Below are 17,473 nucleotides of genomic sequence, written 5' to 3' on the forward strand. Positions count from 1 at the left end.
AGCCCCGCTCCCCTTACGGGGCGCGCGGAGGCCGTGTAGCGCTACCCGCGTCCGGCGCCGGACAATGACCGCATGGGCGGCGAACTCGTGGACGAGGCGGTGCGGGCGGTGCCTGCGCCGCCGCTGCGCGGGCTGGTCGGCTGGTACTCCGGCTACCGTCAGCGCGGCATCCCGCACGGCCGGCACCGGGGACTGCCCTCGCCGTGGCTGACCCTGATCATCACCCTGGACGAGCCGCTCAGCATGGCCGCCCATCCCGATCCGGGCGCCGCCCCCGGCGACTACCCCACCCTGCTGGGCGGCCTGCACCTGACGCCCGCACTGATCGACATCCCCGGGCGGCAGTCCGGCATCCAGGTCGCGATCAGCCCGCTCGGCGCCCGCGTCCTGCTGGGGCTGCCCGCGGGAGAGCTGGCCGGGACCGACGTCCACGCCGACGACGTGCTGGGCGCGGGCGTACGCGAGGTCCACGACAAGGTCCGCGAGGCACCGGACTGGGCCGCCCGGTTCGCCGTCGTCGACGCCTGGCTGCTGCACCTCATGGTCCAGCGCGACAGTGTGGGGACGGTCCTCGCCTCCCCGGTGGCGGACGCCTGGCAGCGGCTGCTGTCCGCCGGCGGTCGCCTGCGCATCGACAAGCTGGCCGCCGACACCGGATTCAGCGAGCGGCACCTGCGCAACCGCTTCCGCGCCGAGATCGGTCTCACCCCCAAGGCCGCCGCCCGGGTCATCCGCTTCGACCTGGCACGACGCCGCCTGGCGACCCTCCCCCACTCTCGGCTCCGCTCGAGCGGGGGGACCCCCATGAGCCTGCCCGATCTCGCGGGCCTGGCCGCCGACTGCGGCTATGCGGACCAGTCCCACCTCGACCGCGAGTTCGCCGCCCTGGCCTCCTGCACGCCGAGCGCCTGGCTCGCGCAGGAGTTCCGAAACATCCAATCCGGGCACCATCCGCCCGCGTGACCCTGGTGAGACCGGCCGGGCACCCCGGCAGGCTCCCGGTTCCGCGAAACGGAGGCACATCGCCATGACGACCAGTACGCCCGACACCGCCAAGCAGCCGCCCGCTCCGCAGGTCTGGCCCACGCTGCGCGCCCACGACGCACGCGCACTGATCCGCTTCCTCGTCGACGCCTTCGGCTTCGAGGAGACCGTGGTCTACGGAGACGGCGACCTGGTCCAGCACGCCCAGCTCACCTGGCCCGAGGGCGGCGGCATCATGCTGGGCTCCGTACGCGAGGAAAAGGAGCCCGGCACCGGTCCGACGCCGCCCGGTGCCTTCAGCGCCTACGTCGTCACCGCCGACCCGGACGCCGTCCACGCCCGTGCCAAGGCCGCCGGCGCCGAGATCACCGCGGATCTGCACGTCACCGACTACGGCTCCCGCGACTTCGCCGCCCGCGACCCCGAAGGCAACCGGTGGTACTTCGGAACATATCGGGGCGAACCACGCTGATCATCATGAGGTGAGCATTCTCACCCGGACCGGTCGCAGGCGGGCCGACCTGGGAATTGTCACCCTCCGTCCCCTGTCCCGCCGTCCACATCACTGTCGTCGTTCACTGCGGGCGGGCACACTTGGGCATGCGCTGCTGCCTGTCCGCTCCCCTCGCCGCTCTCTCGGCCCTGCCCGACCCCTGTCAGATCCTGCGTTCCGGCGCCCTCCTCACCCCCGCTCTGCTGCGGACCGCCGCCGATGCCCTGCGCGGCCCCGCGGGCAGGAGCAGGCACAGCCACCGCGACGGCCTGGCCGCCGTCCATCTGGAACTTGTCACCCTGGCCGAGGACCGCGCCGTCATCACCTGGTACACCGGCGTGCCCGGCACCGACGACGGCTTCGGCCACATGCTCCCCGCGGTCACGGAGGGCGAGGTCGTCTACGGCACCCATCCCGGCCGCCTCACCCGCGTCGCGGCGGAGGACGGTCCGGTGGCGCACCACTACGTGGAGCTCACGGACCTGGAACCCGGGCAGACGTACTACTACCAGGCCCGCACTCGGGGCGTGGCCGCGACGCCGACGCCGCTGCATCTCGTGCGCGGCAACGCCGTCGGCACCAATCGCCACGGGCTCGGCTCGGCCGGAGGCCCGTACTCCTTCACGACGCCGCAGCCGCCGCCGGGGCGGCACCTGCTGTCGATCGCGCTCTGCAACGACCTGCACCTGGGCGAGACCACCGCCGGCCTGGTGACCGGCATGCCCCTGATGCGCGGGATCACGCAGGAACACGGCCGCGCGCCGTATCCCGAGATCATGAGCCGGGCCGTGGTCGAGGAGGCCCGACGGCGTGGAGCGGACGTGCTGCTGGCCGCCGGCGACATCTCGGCCGGCGGGGCGGCGCAGGACCTGGCCGAGGCCAAGCAGATCCTGGACGGTTTCGGCACCCACGGTCAGGACTACTTCGTCGTACGGGGAAACCACGACCGGCCCGGGCACGGCAACTGCCGCTCCTGTGACGGCGGTTGCGGGGACTCCTTCCGGGACGGGTTCCTCGGCGGTGACGGGCCCGCGTACTTCGCGCGCGATCTCGGAGGGCTGCGGATCGTCGGACTCGACACCTACGAGAAGGACGGCAACGGCGCCGACTCCGGGGGCCTCGGCGCCGAGCAACTGGCCTGGTTCCGGGCCCGGTTGAGGGAGAACAAGGACCAGCCCACGGTGGTGTTCGGGCACCATCCGCTGGCCGTGCGGGACTCCGTCTTCCCGGTGACCGGCGGGCAGCGCCTCGGCCGCCGTCAGGCCCGCTCCATCCTCGACGCCTACGCGAACGCACCCGGCGTCTTCCTCCATCACGCGGGCCACACCCACCGCAACAAGCGCACGGTGCTGCCGCAGGCCCCGCACGTCACGATGCAGGAGGTCAGCGCCGTCAAGGACTATCCCGGCGGCTTCTGTCTGCTGCGGATCCACTCGGGCGGGTACGCCGTGAACCACTACAAGGCCGGCAGCGCCGCGGCCCGCGAATGGACCGAGCGCAGCCGCCGGGTGGCCGCAGGTCTGTGGCCGCACCACGCCCTGGGCCGCTCGGTCACGGACCGCAACAGCATGACCGCCCGCGACCTGTCCGGCATCACCCGCCCGACTCCGGCGATCCCCTCCCAGCGCCAGGCCGAGATGCACGTGGTGCGTCCACAGCAGTAACACAGCTGACGCCGGCGGGCCGGAGGCCGGGGATGCGAGCCCGGGCATCCACGCATGCCCCCTCCCCCGCCTGCTACCGCGCCCGGCTCATCGCATTCCACGTACCCGATCAGGGACGGCCGGCCCACCGCACATCCACAGCAGTGAGCGCCAACGCCAGCGGCCCCGGCGCCAGAAACGCCAGCGGCACCAGCACCCAGGCACACACGGCGGCCGTCGCCACCGCGAGGAGCACCAGGCCGCTGCCGCCCACGTCCCGCACCGCGTCCCGGGCGGCCTCGCGCAGGGCGGCCGGCCAGTCGTCGAGGGACTCGGGGCGGGCGCAGGCCCTGAGGGCGACCACGGTGGCACAGGCGCCGATCGCGGCGGCGGTCACCGCGAACAACGGTGCCCCCGGCAGTCCCGCGCCTGCCAGCGCCAGGTCCGCGACGAACAGCAGCGCACCCGCCAGGGCAGCGGCACCTACGACCAGGTCGCCCGCCCGCAGGCGCCGCCGCAGCAGGGCGAAGTAGCGGCCGGCGGTGACGGGTTGGTCCTCCTGCGCGCCTCGCAGCACCGCGCAGGCCGTCGACAGCGCGGCCGGGGCGGTCAGCAGCGGCAGACAGGCCGCGGCCGTGGCGAGGCCGACGCTCAGCATGTCGGCGAACAGGGTCATGCGCGGCCCGAAGAGCTCGCCGGGCTCACGCGTACGCGTGTCGCTCATCCCGCTCACCCCTTCAGTCCGGAGCTGGCCATGCCCTCCACCAGGAACCGCTGGAAGGCGAGGAAGAACAGCACGATCGGCAGCAGCGCGATCACCGACATCGCGAACATCGGGCCGAACGCCGACTGGCTGGAGGCGTCCACGAACGAGCGCAGCGCGAGCGTGAGCGTGAACTTGTCCGGGTCGAAGAGGTAGATCAGCTGGGTGAAGAAGTCGTTCCACGTCCAGATGAACGTGAAGATCGCCGTGGTGATCAGCGCAGGGCGGGTGAGCGGCAGGATCACCTGGAAGAAGCTGCGGAACGGGCCACAGCCGTCGATGCGCGCCGCCTCCTCCAGCTCCCTGGGCAGTCCGCGCATGAACTGCACGATCAGGAAGACGAAGAACGCCTCGGTCGCGAGGAACTTCGGCAGGATCAGCGGCCAGTACGTGTTCACCATGCCGAGCTTGTTGAAGATGATGTACTGCGGGATCAGCACCGCATGGTGCGGCAGCATGATCGTCGCGATCATGAAGGCGAACATCGGCCCGCGGAAGCGGAAGCGCAGCCGGGCGAAGGCATAGGCCGCGAGCGAGCAGCTGATGACGTTGCCGACGACCGCACCGCCCGCGATCAGCAGCGAGTTGCCGAGCAGCCGCCAGATGGACACGTCGTTCACGCCGTCCAGGGCGGTCTTGTAGTTCGACCACTCCAGGTGGCCGGGCAGGAGGTTGAGGCTCGCGATGACCTCGTCCGCCGGTTTGAGGGACGTGGCGAGCAGCCAGGCCAGCGGGTAGAGCATGACCAGCAGTGCGGCCAGACAGCCGAGGTGCACGGCGATGCGGCCCCAGCGAACCGGCTTGCGGGATACGACAGTTGAGGCAGTCGTGGTCATCGGTCCCCCTCGGAGGCGTAGAAGACCCAGGAGCGCGAGGTGCGGAACAGCACCGCGGTCACGGCACCGATCACCAGCAGCAGCACCCAGGCCATCGCGGAGGCGTAGCCCATGTGGGAGGCGACGAAGCCGCGGTCGTAGAGGTAGAGGGTGTAGACGAGGGTCGAGTCGGCGGGACCGCCCTTGCCGCCGCTCACCGCGAAGGCGGGAGTGAACACCTGGAACGCCTGGATGGTCTGCAGCACCAGGTTGAAGAAGAGCACCGGCGACAGCATCGGCACGGTGACGGACCGGAACTGCCGCCACCTGCCTGCCCCGTCCACGGCCGCCGCCTCGTACAGCTCGGCCGGTATCTGCTGCAGGCCCGCCAGGAAGATGACCATCGGCGCGCCGAACTGCCACACCGTCAGCAGTGCTACGGCGACCAGTGCCCAGCCGGGTTTGTTGACCCAGCCGCCGGTGCCGAAGAGGTTGTCCACGGTGCCGCCGTCGTTGAAGACCGCACGCCAGACCAGGGCGATGGACATGGACGCGCCGAGCAGCGAGGGGGCGTAGAAGGCGGAGCGGTAGAAGCCCTTGCCGCGCTTCATGGTCTTGAGGGCCAGCGCGACCACGAGGGCGAGCGCCAGTTGCAGGGGCACCGCGATCACGACGTACGTCAGGGTCGTCACGACCGACCGCCAGTAGCGCGGGTCCTCGGTGAACATCTGCGTGTAGTTGCGCAGGCCCACCCAGTGCGGCGGGTTGAACAGGTCGTAGTCGGTGAAGGAGAGATACAGCGACACGGCCATGGGCAGCAGCGTCAGGACGGTCGCGCCGAGCACCCACGGGGACAGGAACACCCAGGCGGCGCCCTCGCGTTCGCGTTTGGGGCGGCGCTTCGGGGTGACGGTGGCGGCGCGTTGTGACTCGGCAGGGATCGCGGTGGTGGTCATGACCTCAGCTCCGCCTTCGCCTCGGTGACGTAGTTCTCGGCCGCCTGGCGCGGCGACATGCGCCCGTACGACACCTGGTCGTAGTCGCGCTGGAAGGTGGTCTGCAGGGCGTTGTCGCCGGAGGGCGGGGCCTGCGGCGGGTCCTTGAGGGAGCCTTCGAGCGAGGACTGGTAGTCGGCGACGGTCTTGTCGAAGTCCTTGAGCTGCCCGGCGGTCTGCTCGCGGATGGTCTCGTTGACGGGAATGCCGCGGGTCGCGCCGAGGATCTTCGCCGCCAGCTGGTCGTTGAGGAGGAAGTCGATGAGTGCGGCGGCCTCCTTGCGGTGGCCGGTGTGGGCCCCGATGCCGAGGAACATCGACGGCTTGAAGTACTGGCCGGGCGTGCCGTCCTCGCCCGACGGCATCGGCGCCAGCGCCACGCCGTCCTTGACGAGCGCGAGGTAACCGCTGGACGGCGCGTCCCAGTTGAAATCGGCAGTGGCCTTGCCGCGGCCGAGCGGGGTGTTCTCGACGGAGCCGTCGAGCTGGGTGGTCTGTTCCGCCGGGGAGACGGCGCCCTCCCGGCGGAGCCCGTCGGTGAAGGTCCACCAGCGGGCGAGGTCGTCGGCGGTGAAGCCGAGGCCGCCGGACCTGGTGTAGAGGGCCTTGCCCTGCCCGCGCAGCCACACCTCGAAGGCGTCCTCGCTCTGGCCGGGATCGGTGGAGCCCGGCTTGCCGGTCGTCCTGGCCAACGCCCGTATGTCGTCGGCCCATTGGCTCCAGGTCCAGCCCTTGCGCGGGAGGGGTACTCCGGACGCCTTCCAGGCCTTGACGTCGTAGACGACGGTCTCGGTGCCGCGGCCCTGCGGGATGGCGTACTGGGCGCCGTTCACCCGGCCGGTGGCCAGCAGGCCCGGGTCGATCTCGGCCGTGCGCAGGACGTCCTTGGCCTTGCCGAGGTCGAGCAGGACATGTCCGGAGGCGTACTGGTCGATCTGGCGGTAGTCGAGCTGCATCACATCGGGTGCGTCGCCGCCCGTGGCCTGGATGGCGAGCTTCTGCTTGTAGGCGTCGTAGCCCGAGAACGACGTCTGCACCCGAACGTTCGGGTGCTGTTTCTCGAACAGGGCGACGGCCTGCTCGGTGCGTGCCGCGCGGTCGGGGTTGCCCCACCACGTGTAGCGCAGCACGACCTTGCCGCCGCCGGCCGACTCCCCGGATCCCCCGCAGCCGGCCAGCACCGCACTGAGCACGAGTGCGGCGGCCGCTGCGCAGAACCCCTTTGTCCTGTGTCCGGGCATGCCGAGGTCACCTCTTTTCCTTCCTCACAGCTGCTTGCTCTCAGGGCCGGTCGGTCACCACGCCAGACCCTCCAGGTGGCCGGCGACGCGCTCGCGGTCCCAGGCGCCGTCGGCGATGACAAGCCGATAGCGGTAGGCGAAGGAGTCGCCGGGCGGCAGCTCGAACTCCTCGAAGAACGCCCAGGAGAACGCGACCGTGGGGATCGGTTCGGAGCGCACGAACCAGTGCGAGTCGTGGATCGCGGACCGCGCGTCGAGGTTCTCGGGTGCGTGGGCGAAGACGAGTGTGGAGTGCGCGTCGATGTCGTCGTGCTCGGTGGTGAAGGCCAGCCAGGGGCCCTGGGTGCCCATCAGCTTGCCGGCGTCCGCGCCCGCTCCCCCGTCGAGGTCGGCGGCGAAGGCGGTGCCGCCGGTGAAGTCGCGGGGGCCGCGCCACTGCAGTCCGGTGTAGCCGGCCAGCTCGCGGCCCTCGGTGGTGGGTGAGCCGAAGGCCAGGGGCTCGTCGCGGAGGTTGGTGAGGTGGATCGACCAGTCCAGGACCCAGGCGCCGGCTTCCTCGTCGACCGAGTGGACGGTGAGGCCGCGCTCCTCGCGCGCCCATTCGGCGCCGCCGTTCTCCACCCAGGTGAGGGCCTCGGTGAAGGCGAGCCGGTCGTCCTCGACCGTGAACGCGGGGAAGCCGTCGTGGCGCATCGAGCCGATGCGGTCGGGCAGCGGAAGATAACCCCGGCCGTGGACATAGCAGTTGCCGCCCCAGAAGTTCTGCCCGGACAGGTGACTCGCCGTCATCTGCAGGCCCTTGTGCCAGCGGTGGTCGCTGGGGCGGTAGCCGGTGACAGTGCGTCCGGAAAGGGTGCGCACCGGGTGCGCGTAGGGCTTGCGCGCCTCGAAGGCGTCGGGGTCGGGACGGTACACGTAGCGGAGGATCTCGGTGCCGTCCGGCGCCGCGACCGCGATGTGGTCGCCGTACGCGTGACTGACGCGAATGCTCATGCGCACTCCTCGGGGCCCGGTGTGGGGGTGGTCGCCATGCATGGCCTGGTAGCAGAAAGCGCTTGCGCCCGAAGGTGACCTTAGGTGCGAGGGAATGTCAGGACAACCCCTGTGCAGTCATGGGCGTTCGCGCGAGAGAACAGGGCCGACGTGATCGAACCCCTCCCTTCTCCACCCCGCCCGGAATTGGTATGGACCTTCCTTGGATCCCCCGCTAGGCTCTGCCGCGCATGAAGTGAGAGCGCTCTCAACGTTCTGCTGTTCCACCCCCACCCCACTGGAACAACGAAGGGACCACTCCCTTGAGACGCACAACAGCCATGCGTACCGGCCTGTCCGCCCTTCTCCTGCTCGGCACCTGGGCCACCGCGAGCGCCGTGCCGGCCTCCGCCGCCGACTCCCCCTCACACTCCACCGAACCGCCGGCCTCCGCCCCGCTCCTCTCCGCCATGCAGCACGACCTGGGCCTGACGAAGAGTCAGGCCGAAGCACGTCTGGCCGCCGAGAAGAAGGCGACGGCCGTGGAACGGAAGGCGAAGCGTGCCGCCGGGTCGTCCTACGGCGGCTCCTGGTTCGACGCCACCAGCGGCAAACTGACCGTCGCCGTCACCCGTGGCGCGAACACCGAGGCCGTGCGGGCGACCGGCGCGGCCGTACGCCTCGTGCAGCGCAGCGCGCGGCAGCTGGACGCGGCGAAGGCACGCATCGACGCACTCTCCGCGCCCGCAGGTATCGGCAGTTGGTACGTCGACGCGAAGACCAACAAGGTCGTCGTGAACGTCGTCGCCGCACACCGTCATGACAACGATGTCCGCGCCTTCCTGGCCCGGGCCCGCCAGGCCGGTCCGGTCACGGTGCAGCAGACCGCCGAAGCGCCGCAGACCTTCGCCGCCGGCACCGTGGGCGGCGACCCGTACTACACCGGCAACGTCCGCTGCTCCATAGGTTTCTCGGTCTACGGCGGCTTCGTCACCGCCGGGCACTGCGACCAGCACACCGGCGCGGTGTACGGCTGGGACCACTCCTATGTCGGCAACTTCCAGGGCTCGTCGTTCCCGGACAACGACTACGCCTGGGTGAACGTCGGCAGCGGCTGGTGGACCGTGCCGGTGGTGCTCGGCTGGGGCACGGTCTCCGACCAGCTCGTGCGCGGTTCCGCCGAAGCCCCCGTCGGTGCGTCCATCTGCCGCTCCGGCTCCACCTCGCACTGGCACTGCGGCACCGTCCTGGCCAAGAACGAGACCGTCAACTACAGCCAGGGCGCCGTCCATGAGATGACGAAGACGAGCGTCTGCGCCGAGCCCGGCGACTCCGGCGGCTCCTTCATCAGCGGCGACCAGGCACAGGGCGTCACCTCCGGCGGCTGGGGCAACTGCAGCTCCGGAGGCGAGACTTGGTACCAGCCGGTCAACGAGATCCTCAACCGGTACGGGCTGACGCTGCAGACGGCCTGAGTCTGCGCCGCCGTGGCCGAGCGGGCTTCGCCGGGGACCAGCCGGCGGAGCCCGCTCGGGCAGCGTGGGGCGAAGGCTTATCGGAACGCGGCGACATGGCTCTGCGCCCAGTCGGCGAACGTGCGCGGCGCGCGGCCGAGGACCTGCTCGACGTCGGGGCTGATGCGCTGCTCGGCAGGTGTGGGCTCGCCGAGGATGTCGAGCGTCGTGTCGACCACGGGCTCGGGCAGGAACTGCAGCATCTGTGCGCGGGCCTCGTCCCGGGACTGCTCGATGAAACGCACCGGTTCGCCGAGCGCTGCGCCGATCTCCTCGGCCTGCCGCCGGGCAGTGGTGAGGGCGGGCCCGGTCAGCTCGTAGGTCTGTCCGGCGTGGCGGTCCTCGCGCAGGGCCGCGGCGGCGACCTCGGCGATGTCGTCGGGGTCGATGGTGGGCAGGCCGATGTCGGCGAACGGCGCGGCGATCGACCGTCGCGTGCGGACCGACTCGGCCCAGGCGTAGGTGTTGGAGTTGAAGCCCCCCGGGCCGCAGGATCGTCCACTCCAGACCCGACTGCCGGACGGCGTCCTCGATGGCGCGTGCGACGCCCCCATGCGAGGCCGACTGCGGCCGGGTCGCGACCCCTTGGGAGGACAGCAGCACCACGCGTCCGATGCCGCCGGCCTTGGCGACATCGAGGATGTCCTGCGGGCTGAGCAGGTGCGCGCTGGGGCCTCCGTTCTGCAGGAACAGTGCCTCGGCGCCGTCGAACACGGGCCGGAGGCTTTCCGGATCGGCCAGGTCCGCCTGTCGGTGCCGGACGCCGTGCGGCGCGTCCGCGGCCGAGACGGCCCGGGATGTCGCGGTCACCTGCGTACCCGTGGCTGCGAGGGTCTGCACGAGCGATCGGCCGACGTTGCCAGTCGCCCCCGTCACTACGATCACGGTCAACTCCCCTGTTGATTCGGTGTGTTGTCGATGCCCGAGCGGGCGAGAACGCCGCGGACTGCTGCTCTCCGGGCGCCTTCTGGACGCTAACACCGCCGGTATAGTAGGTACCTAGAGGAAAGTGGCTATCCCGGAGGGATGCGCATGGCGGTCAAGGACATGCGGGCGGCAACTGCCGGGACCGATCCGGAAGTTGCCTGTCCGATCGGCCCGGTCGTGGACATCGTGTTCAGCCGGTGGACCACACCGATCCTGTGGAGCCTGCACACGCACGGCCGCCAGCGGTTCGTCGAGTTGGAGCGGCGTATCGCCCGGATCACGCCGAAGGTCCTGACCCAGCGGCTGAGGCAGCTGGAGCGCGACGGTCTCGTGGTGCGCACGTACCACCCGGAGGTGCCGCCTCGCGTCGAGTACGAGATCAGCGAACTCGGCCGCAGCCTCGGCCCGCTCTTCGCGCATCTCGCCGAATGGTCCGCCGACAACCTCGAAAAGGTCGAGCAGTCCCGGCACGACTACGACGCCGATTCGGCCTGAAGGCGCTGTCGGCCCGCAGAATCCGTCAGCGCTCCTTCGGTGACCGCGGGGCCCGCTTCCTCGGTACGACGACAGTGCCGGAGGCGGCGGCGTTGAGGAGGCGGCGGAAGGTGGGGCATTCCATGTGGCTCGGCGCGGGGCAGGCGGCGGCGTGCCGCAGGGAGTCGCGCAGGACGCCGAGTTCGCGGATCGTGCGGTCCAGCTCCTCCGCCTTGGCCGCCAGCACCTGACGGTCGATGCGCGGCTGCCCGTCCGGCGCGAACATGCGCGCGATCTCGTCGAGCGAGAACCCGGCGGTGCGCCCCATCGCGATCAGCGCCAGGCGCTCCAGTACGGCGGAGTCGTACTGACGGCGCAGACCCCGTCGGCCACTCGCGGCGATCAGCCCCTTTTCCTCGTAGAACCGCAGTGTGGAGGCGGGAACTCCGGCGCGCTGCACCACCTCGGCGATGTCCAGTTCTGTCATCCTCTTTACCTCAAGTCGACTTGAAGTGGCACGGTGTCATCCCGACCGGACGAAGGCAAGCCGAGGAGGCGTTCATGGACGTCACGCACAGGAGCGACGACGATCAGGCGGCCCGTTGGAAGGGGCCCGGTGGCAACGCCTGGGTCGAGCTGCAGGCGGTGCTGGACGAAATGTTCCAGCCCTTCGAAGAACTGCTCGTCGATGCCGTGGCAGCCGCACATGCGGGCCATGTGCTCGATGTCGGCTGCGGCACCGGCGCCATCACGCTGGCCGTCGCGCGCCGGCTCGGTCCGGGGGGCCGCAGTGTCGGCGTCGACATCTCCGAACCGGTGATCTCCGCTGCCCGGGCGCGCGCCGAACGAGAGGGCACACCGGCGTCCTTCGTCCTCGGCGACGCCCAGGACCACGCCTTCGAGCCCGCCACCTTCGACGCCGTCATCTCACGCTTCGGCGTCATGTTCTTCAACGACTCCGTGCGGGCGTTCGCGAACCTCCGGCGTGCCGCGGCGGACGACGCCCTGCTGCGGTTCATCACTTGGCGCGGCCCTGCGGAGAACCCGTTCATGACGACGGCCGAACGTGCCGCGGCACCGCTGCTGCCCGACCTGCCCGTCCGCCGCCCGGACGAGCCGGGCCAGTTCGCCTTCGCGGACCCGGACCGGATCCGCCGCATCCTGGCGGAGAGCGGCTGGACCGGGATCGGCATCCGGCCGGTCGACGTGGTCTGCTCCCTGCCCGAGAGCGAGTTGGTGCACTACCTCACCCGGCTCGGTCCGGTCGGTCTGGCCCTGGGCGGAGTCGACGAAAAGACCCGCGCCCGCGTCATCGACACGGTCCGCGCCGCGTTCGACCCCTTTGTGCAGGACACGGAGGTCCGCTTCACCGCCGCCTGCTGGCTGGTCGACGCCCACGCGCCGGCCACCTCGGCCGCCCGCTGACCCGGGAGGAAGTTGTGGTCGGCCGGTAGGGGACGGACGCGAAACTTTCGCGCATCCGGCAGCCCGTTGCCGGGCGCGGGCGACTGGCGCATAGTGAGGGCTCCGTACGGGTGAAGGAACGCGATGCAGCCGAAGAAAGCCCTGGTGGTCCGAGGCGGTTGGGAGGGGCACCGGCCGGTCCAGGCCACGGAGTTGTTCCTGCCCTTCCTCGAAATCAACGGTTTCACGGTCCGGGTCGAGGAGTCGACCGATGTCTACGCCGATGCCGGCGAGATGGCACGCACCGACCTGGTGGTGCAGTGCATCTCGATGTCGGAGATCAGCGCCGAGCAGCTGGCGGGACTGAGCGCGGCGGTCGCGGCCGGCACCGGTTTCACCGGCTGGCACGGCGGCATCGCCGACTCGTTCCGTGCCTCCTCCGACTATCTCCAGCTGGTGGGAGGCCAGTTCGCGTGCCACCCGGGCAAGGAGCCGTGCGAGCGTCGCGGCGAGGCGGAGGACAACTTCCTGCCGCACACCATCGACATCACCGACCTCGGGCGCAAGCACCCCGTCACCGAGGGACTCGACGACTTCGAGCTGTGCACCGAGCAGTACTGGGTGCTCCACGACGACCTGATCGACGTCCTGGCCACCACCACACACCCCGCCCGCTCCTGGCAGCCCTGGCAGCGGCCCGTCACCTCACCGGCGATCTGGACCCGGCAGTGGGGCGCCGGGCGGATCGTGGTGACGACACCGGGGCACAGCCTGGACGTGTTGGAGAACCCGAACGTCCGCACCGTCATCGAGAGGGGCATGCTGTGGGCGACGCGCACCGCATCGGCGTCGTAGGTCTCGGAGTCATCTCCCGCGCGTATCTGGACACGCTCCTCGGCCATCCCGCCGTACGCGTCACCGCGGTCGCCGACCTCGACGCCGCGAGGTCGGCCGCGGTCGCCGCCGAGCTGCCCGGCGCCCGGGCGTTGACCGTCGAGGAGTTGCTGAGCAGCCCGGACGTGGACACGGTGCTGAACCTGACCGTCCCCGCCGCCCACGCCGAGATCGCCCTGGGCGCCATCGGCCACGGGAAGAACGTCTACGGGGAGAAGCCACTGGCCGCCACCCTCGTCGACGCCCAGGCCGTCATGGAAGCCGCCGGGAAGGCGGGAGTCGGCGTGGGAGGCGCCCCGGACACCGTCCTGGGCACCGGAGTCCAGACGGCACGTGCGGCCGTGGAGGCGGGGAGCATCGGGCGCCCCCAGTTCGCCTCGGCCGTCATGGTCACGCCGGGACACGAGCGCTGGCATCCCCACCCCGACTTCTACTACACCGCCGGAGGCGGCCCGCTGCTCGACATGGGGCCGTACTATCTCGCGTCCCTGGTGCATCTGCTGGGTCCGGTGCGTGCCGTGATCGGGGCGGCCGGCCGGCAGCGCACCGAGCGCGTGATCGGTTCCGGCCCGCGCGCGGGCGAGCGGATTCCGGTCGAGGTGGACAGCCACGTCTCCGGTGTGCTCGAGCACGTGGGCGGCGCCCTGACCACGATCACGACGAGCTTCGACGGCGTGGCCACCACGGCCGCCCCGATCGAGGTCCACGGCGAGAGCGGCACGCTCACGGTGCCGGATCCGAACCACTTCGACGGCGAGGTGCGGCTCTTCGAACTCGGCGGCACCCAGTGGCGCACGCTCCCGCCGTCGGCGGGTTACGTCGACGGCGCCCGCGGCCTCGGTCTGCTCGACTTCATCACCGCCGACGGGCGGCGGGCGCCTCGCGCGAGCGGCGATCTCGCCCTGCACGTGCTGGAGACGATGACCGCCCTCCTCCGCTCGTCGGCCGAGGGACGCCGTATCGAGCTGACGACCTCGGCGCTGCCACCGGACCTGGTGCCGCTCACTGCCGTCGAGGCGTGGAGAGCACCGGCCGCCGGCCGAACCGCCGCACGGTGAAACCGGCAGCGGGTCGCACACTCGTCACGCAGCTTCGGAGGCGAGGTCCCTGCCGCCCGGCTCGGCCTCGGCGGCGGGCTCACTGAGAGCCGGTTTGCGGATCAGGAGCAGCGCCGCATCGTCGTGGAGGCGGCCGCCGACATGTGCCAGCAGTTCGTCATGGAGCGCACCGAGAGTGCGGGCCGGGTCGTCGGACACATGGCGTGCCAGTCCCTCGTCGAGCGGATAGAACGCGCGGCCGCGGTCGCGGGCCTCGGTGACGCCGTCGGTGTAGAGCAGCAGCTGGTCCCTGTCGGCGAAGGGCAGCACCTGGAGGCCGGGGGTGTGATCGGTGAGCGCCCGCAGTCCGAGGGGCGGGGCGGGGTGCGTGGACTCCACCGCCGTGACGCTGCCGTCCCCCCGCACCAGCAGCGGTGGCGCGTGTCCGCAGTTCACCACCTCCAACTGCCCGGCCCTCGGGTATCCGGCGACCACGGCGGTGACGAAGTCGTCGCTGCCGAGATTGCGCGCGAGGCTCCGCTCGATCCGGTCGACGACGGCGAGGAGATCGGGCTCGTCGTAGGCGGCCTCGCGGAAGATTCCGAGCACCAGCGCGGCGGTTCCCACGGCCGGCAGCCCCTTGCCGCGCACGTCGCCGACGATCAGCCGTACCCCGTACGGGGTGGGAATCAGCGCATAGAGATCGCCGCCGATACGGGCCTCGGCCGCCGCGGCGCTGTAGCGGACGGCCACCTGGAACGGGCCGACGGTCGCCGGGACGGGCGTGAGCAGCGCGTGCTGGGCGGTCTCCGCGACGGAGCGGACGGCGGCGAGCACCCGTTCGCGGCGGCCGCGCAGAGCGCTGGCCAGGCTGCTGGCCAGGGTGACGGCGGCCAGAGCGGACAGTACGGCCGCCAGCTCGCTGCCCGGGACGCCGTTGCGGGAGCCGAGCGTGGCGCCCAGCGCCGCGGCGAGGAGGCCGACGCAGAGGACACCGCGCGGACCGTTGGTGGTGGCCGCCAGGGCGGGCCCGGCCGCGAGCATCGGCAGCCAGGTGATCCCGGATCCGCCGGCCAGGTCGGCGAGCACGATCACGGAGACGATCAGCACGGGCAGGACGGGCGCCCCCGCGGCCAGCTGCGCGACGGCGCGCCTGAGCGACCGTATCGGCCAGTGTCCGCCGCCATGGTCTCGGGCCTGACTCATCTTGTGTCTGCAGTCCTCACCTGTGTGGGGCACGTCGGTCCTGGGGCCCACCACTGAAATGTCTGTTTCATCCAGGAAACGCGGTGAGCCCGGGCGGTCACAAGCAGAGGATTTTCAGATAGTGAGCGACAGGCTCCTCGTCACGCGGTCCGCCGTCGGGAGCAGCCGCGCCCGGATCGCCGGGAGCCGGGAGAGCCGCTCCACCGGCATCGAGACACCGAGCGAGCCGAGGGTGTCGCCGCTGTAGACGGGGACGGCGACGCAGACCGTGCCCAGGGTGTACTCCTCCATGTCCGTGACGGCCGGGGCCACGGGTGAGGCGTCCAGCCGCCGCAGCAGCTCCGGCCGGCTGGTGATCGTCCGGGGGGTGAGGTCCGCGAGGTGGTGCCGGGAGAGGTAGTCCTTGCGGGCCTCGTCGTCCAGTTCCCGCAGCACGGACTTGCCCAGCGCTGTGGCGTGCCCCGCGTCCTCGAACCCCACCCACAGGTCGACGCGGGGTGCCCGGGCGCTGTCGACGATCTCGGCGACCCGGATCTCGCCGTCCTCGTAGAAGGTGAGGTAGGCGGCGGTCGCGAACTCGTCCCGCAGTGCGGCGAGCGTGGGGCGGACGCGGCTGAGCAGTGCCTGCCCTCGGCCCGTGGTCCGCAGCGTCTGCAGTCTGTCGCCGAGCACGAAGCCGCCGTCGCCCAGCTTCCGCAGGTATCCGTCGTGGACCAGCGTCCGCAACAGGTGATAGGCGGTGGCCAGGGGCAGCCCCGTCTCACGTGCCAGCTGTTTCGCCGGCGCGCCGTTCTCGTGCGCGCTCGCCGCCTCCAGCAGCCGGAAGGCCCGCTGGACGGAAGTGATCAGCGTGGGGCCGTCGTGCTCACCCATGTGACCAGCGTGCGTCAGGCGCACAGGGCGCGCAACAACTCGCCCGACGTCCGGCCAAGTTGGCAGGCCCCCAATATCCGCTTGGCTCGCGGTTCGCTCACCGGGCGCAATTCCCGGCCATCGACCAGGGTAGTGAGTGATTCCCCGAATTCGGCGCGCCGCCGGATGTTCCGGGGATATTTCTTATTAACCTCCACAACTGCACGAAGTCGATCTATCGCAGGTCGCATCCACTTCACTCCACCGGAGATGACATGCACCAGCTTCGCAAGGCTGCCGTCCTGGTCGCCGCCGTCAGCGTCGGCCTCCTGGGTGCCGGCACCGCTCAGGCCCACGATGGCGGCGGCAAGGGCGGCGGCAGCACCGTCATGCAGAGCACCACCTGCAGGTCGCACGACCTGAACCTGGACGTTCTCGGCCAGGTCGGCCTGCTCAACGGCCTGCTGGGCGGCGCTCTGAACGGCGAGGGCAACGAGGGCGCACAGTCGACCTCGCTCGGCTCGTCCATGGGCTGCAACAACAGCGTCGGCGGCAAGTAAGACAAAAGCTCACCCCGGTGCCCCGGCCGCAAGCCGGGGCACCGGGGTTTTCGCATGCCCGGAAAACCCGGTCGACCGCCGGGACCCCAGAAAGCCGAAATACCGGAGCGGGAACCCGGCCCGGCCCGGCATTCGTGAATACAGATGATTGTTTTCCCTTGACGGAGGTCTTTCCATCACGACTCTCCGGCCGACAGGACGTGTGCTTGTTCCCGCGCACGATCGAGGCCCGGGTGCCGGCGCCGTCGACCTCCGTGCAACCGGGCCTTGGAGAAAGCGCAAATGACAGCAGCCCAGCCGCGCACCCTGTGGGTCTCTGCGCGTCCGGGCTGCCTTTTGCTGCTCTGACGGATGTGGGCCGGCCGGGGTGCGGACTACGGAGCCGCTCGCCCCCTTGGCGCCTGGCTACTTGTCGGTCGAATCCTTGGAGGCCGGGGCGACGAACGCATCGATGAACCGATTGAGATCCAACTCCGGCACGGTGTATCTGGGCGTCTGCTCCGGCGTCGCCTTCTTGGAACTGTCCGGCGCGAAGTGCCACTGCGGGGAAACCACCTCGGTGCCCCCCCGCGGCCCGTCGCCGGCGTCGGCGAAACCGACGCCGACGCCGGCGATGGACAGCCCCGCCACCGCTGCGGCTACGACCGCAGCGCGCTGAAACTTGCGCATGGTTGACCCTTTCTCACCTGGGCGCGAAGC

The 17,473-nt window shown here is 70.9% G+C and carries 18 protein-coding genes and 1 pseudogene; 9 read left to right on the top strand and 10 right to left on the bottom strand.

Going from position 1 to position 17,473, the window contains the following annotated elements; all coding sequences use genetic code 11:
* Positions 1–72: 72 nt before the first annotated feature.
* From EDD92_RS05370 to EDD92_RS05380, 3 genes are all read left to right on the top strand, one after another.
* A complete protein-coding gene (locus tag EDD92_RS05370) occupies positions 73–963 on the top strand; it encodes a helix-turn-helix domain-containing protein (RefSeq protein WP_123963232.1) in 891 nt (296 codons plus the stop codon).
* A gap of 64 nt (positions 964–1,027) precedes the next feature.
* Positions 1,028–1,456 carry a VOC family protein gene (locus EDD92_RS05375; RefSeq protein WP_123963233.1) on the top strand — a complete coding sequence of 143 codons (429 nt, stop codon included), beginning with the start codon at positions 1,028–1,030 and terminating at the stop codon, positions 1,454–1,456.
* A gap of 128 nt (positions 1,457–1,584) precedes the next feature.
* Positions 1,585–3,141 (top strand): metallophosphoesterase family protein, encoded by a 1,557-nt coding sequence (locus EDD92_RS05380; RefSeq protein ID WP_123963234.1) that lies wholly within the window; start codon positions 1,585–1,587, stop codon positions 3,139–3,141.
* A 109-nt stretch (positions 3,142–3,250) separates the two neighbouring features.
* On the opposite strand, the gene EDD92_RS05385 is transcribed toward EDD92_RS05380, so the two are convergent.
* From EDD92_RS05385 to EDD92_RS05405, 5 genes are read right to left on the bottom strand one after another with little or no spacing between them, the layout of a single operon-like run.
* Positions 3,251–3,844 carry a hypothetical protein gene (locus EDD92_RS05385; protein ID WP_123963235.1) on the bottom strand — a complete coding sequence of 198 codons (594 nt, stop codon included), beginning with the start codon at positions 3,842–3,844 and terminating at the stop codon, positions 3,251–3,253.
* Between the two features lie 5 nt (positions 3,845–3,849).
* Positions 3,850–4,719 carry a carbohydrate ABC transporter permease gene (locus EDD92_RS05390; RefSeq protein ID WP_123963236.1) on the bottom strand — a complete coding sequence of 290 codons (870 nt, stop codon included), beginning with the start codon at positions 4,717–4,719 and terminating at the stop codon, positions 3,850–3,852.
* Complete coding sequence (locus EDD92_RS05395) at positions 4,716–5,654, bottom strand: carbohydrate ABC transporter permease (protein ID WP_123963237.1); 939 nt, start codon at positions 5,652–5,654, stop codon at positions 4,716–4,718. Before EDD92_RS05395 ends, EDD92_RS05390 begins: the two co-directional genes overlap by 4 nt.
* Entirely contained in the window at positions 5,651–6,934 is a 1,284-nt protein-coding gene (locus EDD92_RS05400) for an ABC transporter substrate-binding protein (RefSeq protein WP_123963238.1), read from the bottom strand. The genes EDD92_RS05395 and EDD92_RS05400 overlap by 4 nt, the downstream gene beginning before the upstream one ends.
* 54 nt (positions 6,935–6,988) lie before the next feature.
* Positions 6,989–7,927 (bottom strand): PmoA family protein, encoded by a 939-nt coding sequence (locus tag EDD92_RS05405; protein ID WP_123963239.1) that lies wholly within the window; start codon positions 7,925–7,927, stop codon positions 6,989–6,991.
* Positions 7,928–8,247: 320 nt separating this feature from the next.
* Here EDD92_RS05405 and EDD92_RS05410 point away from each other — a divergent pair, with 320 nt between their 5' ends.
* Complete coding sequence (locus tag EDD92_RS05410) at positions 8,248–9,381, top strand: S1 family peptidase (protein ID WP_123970281.1); 1,134 nt, start codon at positions 8,248–8,250, stop codon at positions 9,379–9,381.
* Between the two features lie 77 nt (positions 9,382–9,458).
* Here the strand turns inward: EDD92_RS05410 and EDD92_RS05415 are convergent.
* Positions 9,459–10,305 (bottom strand): annotated as a pseudogene (locus EDD92_RS05415) (NAD(P)H-binding protein).
* 147 nt (positions 10,306–10,452) lie between these two features.
* On the opposite strand from EDD92_RS05415, the gene EDD92_RS05420 reads away from it, so the two are divergent.
* A complete protein-coding gene (locus EDD92_RS05420) occupies positions 10,453–10,842 on the top strand; it encodes a helix-turn-helix domain-containing protein (RefSeq protein ID WP_123963240.1) in 390 nt (129 codons plus the stop codon).
* A 25-nt stretch (positions 10,843–10,867) separates the two neighbouring features.
* Here EDD92_RS05420 and EDD92_RS05425 read toward each other — a convergent pair whose 3' ends face one another.
* On the bottom strand, positions 10,868–11,308 hold the full coding sequence (locus tag EDD92_RS05425) for a helix-turn-helix domain-containing protein (protein ID WP_123963241.1): 441 nt from the start codon (positions 11,306–11,308) through the stop codon (positions 10,868–10,870).
* A gap of 74 nt (positions 11,309–11,382) precedes the next feature.
* On the opposite strand from EDD92_RS05425, the gene EDD92_RS05430 reads away from it, so the two are divergent.
* From EDD92_RS05430 to EDD92_RS05440, 3 genes are all read left to right on the top strand, one after another.
* Positions 11,383–12,246, top strand: a complete 864-nt coding sequence (locus EDD92_RS05430) for a class I SAM-dependent methyltransferase (RefSeq protein ID WP_123963242.1) — start codon at positions 11,383–11,385, stop codon at positions 12,244–12,246.
* A gap of 123 nt (positions 12,247–12,369) precedes the next feature.
* A complete protein-coding gene (locus EDD92_RS05435; RefSeq protein ID WP_123963243.1) occupies positions 12,370–13,080 on the top strand; it encodes a ThuA domain-containing protein in 711 nt (236 codons plus the stop codon).
* Entirely contained in the window at positions 13,050–14,177 is a 1,128-nt protein-coding gene (locus tag EDD92_RS05440; protein WP_123963244.1) for a Gfo/Idh/MocA family protein, read from the top strand. Before EDD92_RS05435 ends, EDD92_RS05440 begins: the two co-directional genes overlap by 31 nt.
* A gap of 24 nt (positions 14,178–14,201) precedes the next feature.
* Here the strand turns inward: EDD92_RS05440 and EDD92_RS05445 are convergent, their stop codons facing one another.
* Positions 14,202–15,362 carry a PP2C family protein-serine/threonine phosphatase gene (locus tag EDD92_RS05445; protein WP_185123942.1) on the bottom strand — a complete coding sequence of 387 codons (1,161 nt, stop codon included), beginning with the start codon at positions 15,360–15,362 and terminating at the stop codon, positions 14,202–14,204.
* A 114-nt stretch (positions 15,363–15,476) separates the two neighbouring features.
* Entirely contained in the window at positions 15,477–16,235 is a 759-nt protein-coding gene (locus tag EDD92_RS05450; RefSeq protein WP_123963245.1) for an IclR family transcriptional regulator, read from the bottom strand.
* Positions 16,236–16,489: 254 nt separating this feature from the next.
* Here EDD92_RS05450 and EDD92_RS05455 point away from each other — a divergent pair, with 254 nt between their 5' ends.
* Positions 16,490–16,774, top strand: coding sequence for a hypothetical protein (locus tag EDD92_RS05455; protein WP_123963246.1), 285 nt, complete (start codon positions 16,490–16,492; stop codon positions 16,772–16,774).
* A 405-nt stretch (positions 16,775–17,179) separates the two neighbouring features.
* Here EDD92_RS05455 and EDD92_RS05460 read toward each other — a convergent pair whose 3' ends face one another.
* Complete coding sequence (locus EDD92_RS05460) at positions 17,180–17,443, bottom strand: hypothetical protein (protein ID WP_123963247.1); 264 nt, start codon at positions 17,441–17,443, stop codon at positions 17,180–17,182.
* Positions 17,444–17,473 lie beyond the last annotated feature (30 nt).

Source organism: Streptomyces sp. TLI_185 (assembly GCF_003814765.1).
GTDB lineage: Bacteria > Actinomycetota > Actinomycetes > Streptomycetales > Streptomycetaceae > Streptomyces.

Excerpts from the sequence above, each read along its gene's own strand:
- EDD92_RS05420 (WP_123963240.1), top strand. The coding sequence starts at position 10,453 with ATGGCGGTCAAGGACATGCGGGCGGCAACTGCCGGGACCGATCCGGAA.
- EDD92_RS05375 (WP_123963233.1), top strand. The coding sequence starts at position 1,028 with ATGACGACCAGTACGCCCGACACCGCCAAGCAGCCGCCCGCTCCGCAG.
- EDD92_RS05405 (WP_123963239.1), bottom strand. The coding sequence starts at position 7,927 with ATGAGCATTCGCGTCAGTCACGCGTACGGCGACCACATCGCGGTCGCG.
- EDD92_RS05430 (WP_123963242.1), top strand. The coding sequence starts at position 11,383 with ATGGACGTCACGCACAGGAGCGACGACGATCAGGCGGCCCGTTGGAAG.
- EDD92_RS05410 (WP_123970281.1), top strand. The coding sequence starts at position 8,248 with ATGCGTACCGGCCTGTCCGCCCTTCTCCTGCTCGGCACCTGGGCCACC.
- EDD92_RS05435 (WP_123963243.1), top strand. The coding sequence starts at position 12,370 with ATGCAGCCGAAGAAAGCCCTGGTGGTCCGAGGCGGTTGGGAGGGGCAC.
- EDD92_RS05455 (WP_123963246.1), top strand. The coding sequence starts at position 16,490 with ATGCACCAGCTTCGCAAGGCTGCCGTCCTGGTCGCCGCCGTCAGCGTC.
- EDD92_RS05460 (WP_123963247.1), bottom strand. The coding sequence starts at position 17,443 with ATGCGCAAGTTTCAGCGCGCTGCGGTCGTAGCCGCAGCGGTGGCGGGG.
- EDD92_RS05390 (WP_123963236.1), bottom strand. The coding sequence starts at position 4,719 with ATGACCACGACTGCCTCAACTGTCGTATCCCGCAAGCCGGTTCGCTGG.
- EDD92_RS05445 (WP_185123942.1), bottom strand. The coding sequence starts at position 15,362 with ATGAGTCAGGCCCGAGACCATGGCGGCGGACACTGGCCGATACGGTCG.
- EDD92_RS05380 (WP_123963234.1), top strand. The coding sequence starts at position 1,585 with ATGCGCTGCTGCCTGTCCGCTCCCCTCGCCGCTCTCTCGGCCCTGCCC.
- EDD92_RS05370 (WP_123963232.1), top strand. The coding sequence starts at position 73 with ATGGGCGGCGAACTCGTGGACGAGGCGGTGCGGGCGGTGCCTGCGCCG.
- EDD92_RS05425 (WP_123963241.1), bottom strand. The coding sequence starts at position 11,308 with ATGACAGAACTGGACATCGCCGAGGTGGTGCAGCGCGCCGGAGTTCCC.
- EDD92_RS05395 (WP_123963237.1), bottom strand. The coding sequence starts at position 5,654 with ATGACCACCACCGCGATCCCTGCCGAGTCACAACGCGCCGCCACCGTC.
- EDD92_RS05385 (WP_123963235.1), bottom strand. The coding sequence starts at position 3,844 with ATGAGCGACACGCGTACGCGTGAGCCCGGCGAGCTCTTCGGGCCGCGC.
- EDD92_RS05450 (WP_123963245.1), bottom strand. The coding sequence starts at position 16,235 with ATGGGTGAGCACGACGGCCCCACGCTGATCACTTCCGTCCAGCGGGCC.
- EDD92_RS05400 (WP_123963238.1), bottom strand. The coding sequence starts at position 6,934 with ATGCCCGGACACAGGACAAAGGGGTTCTGCGCAGCGGCCGCCGCACTC.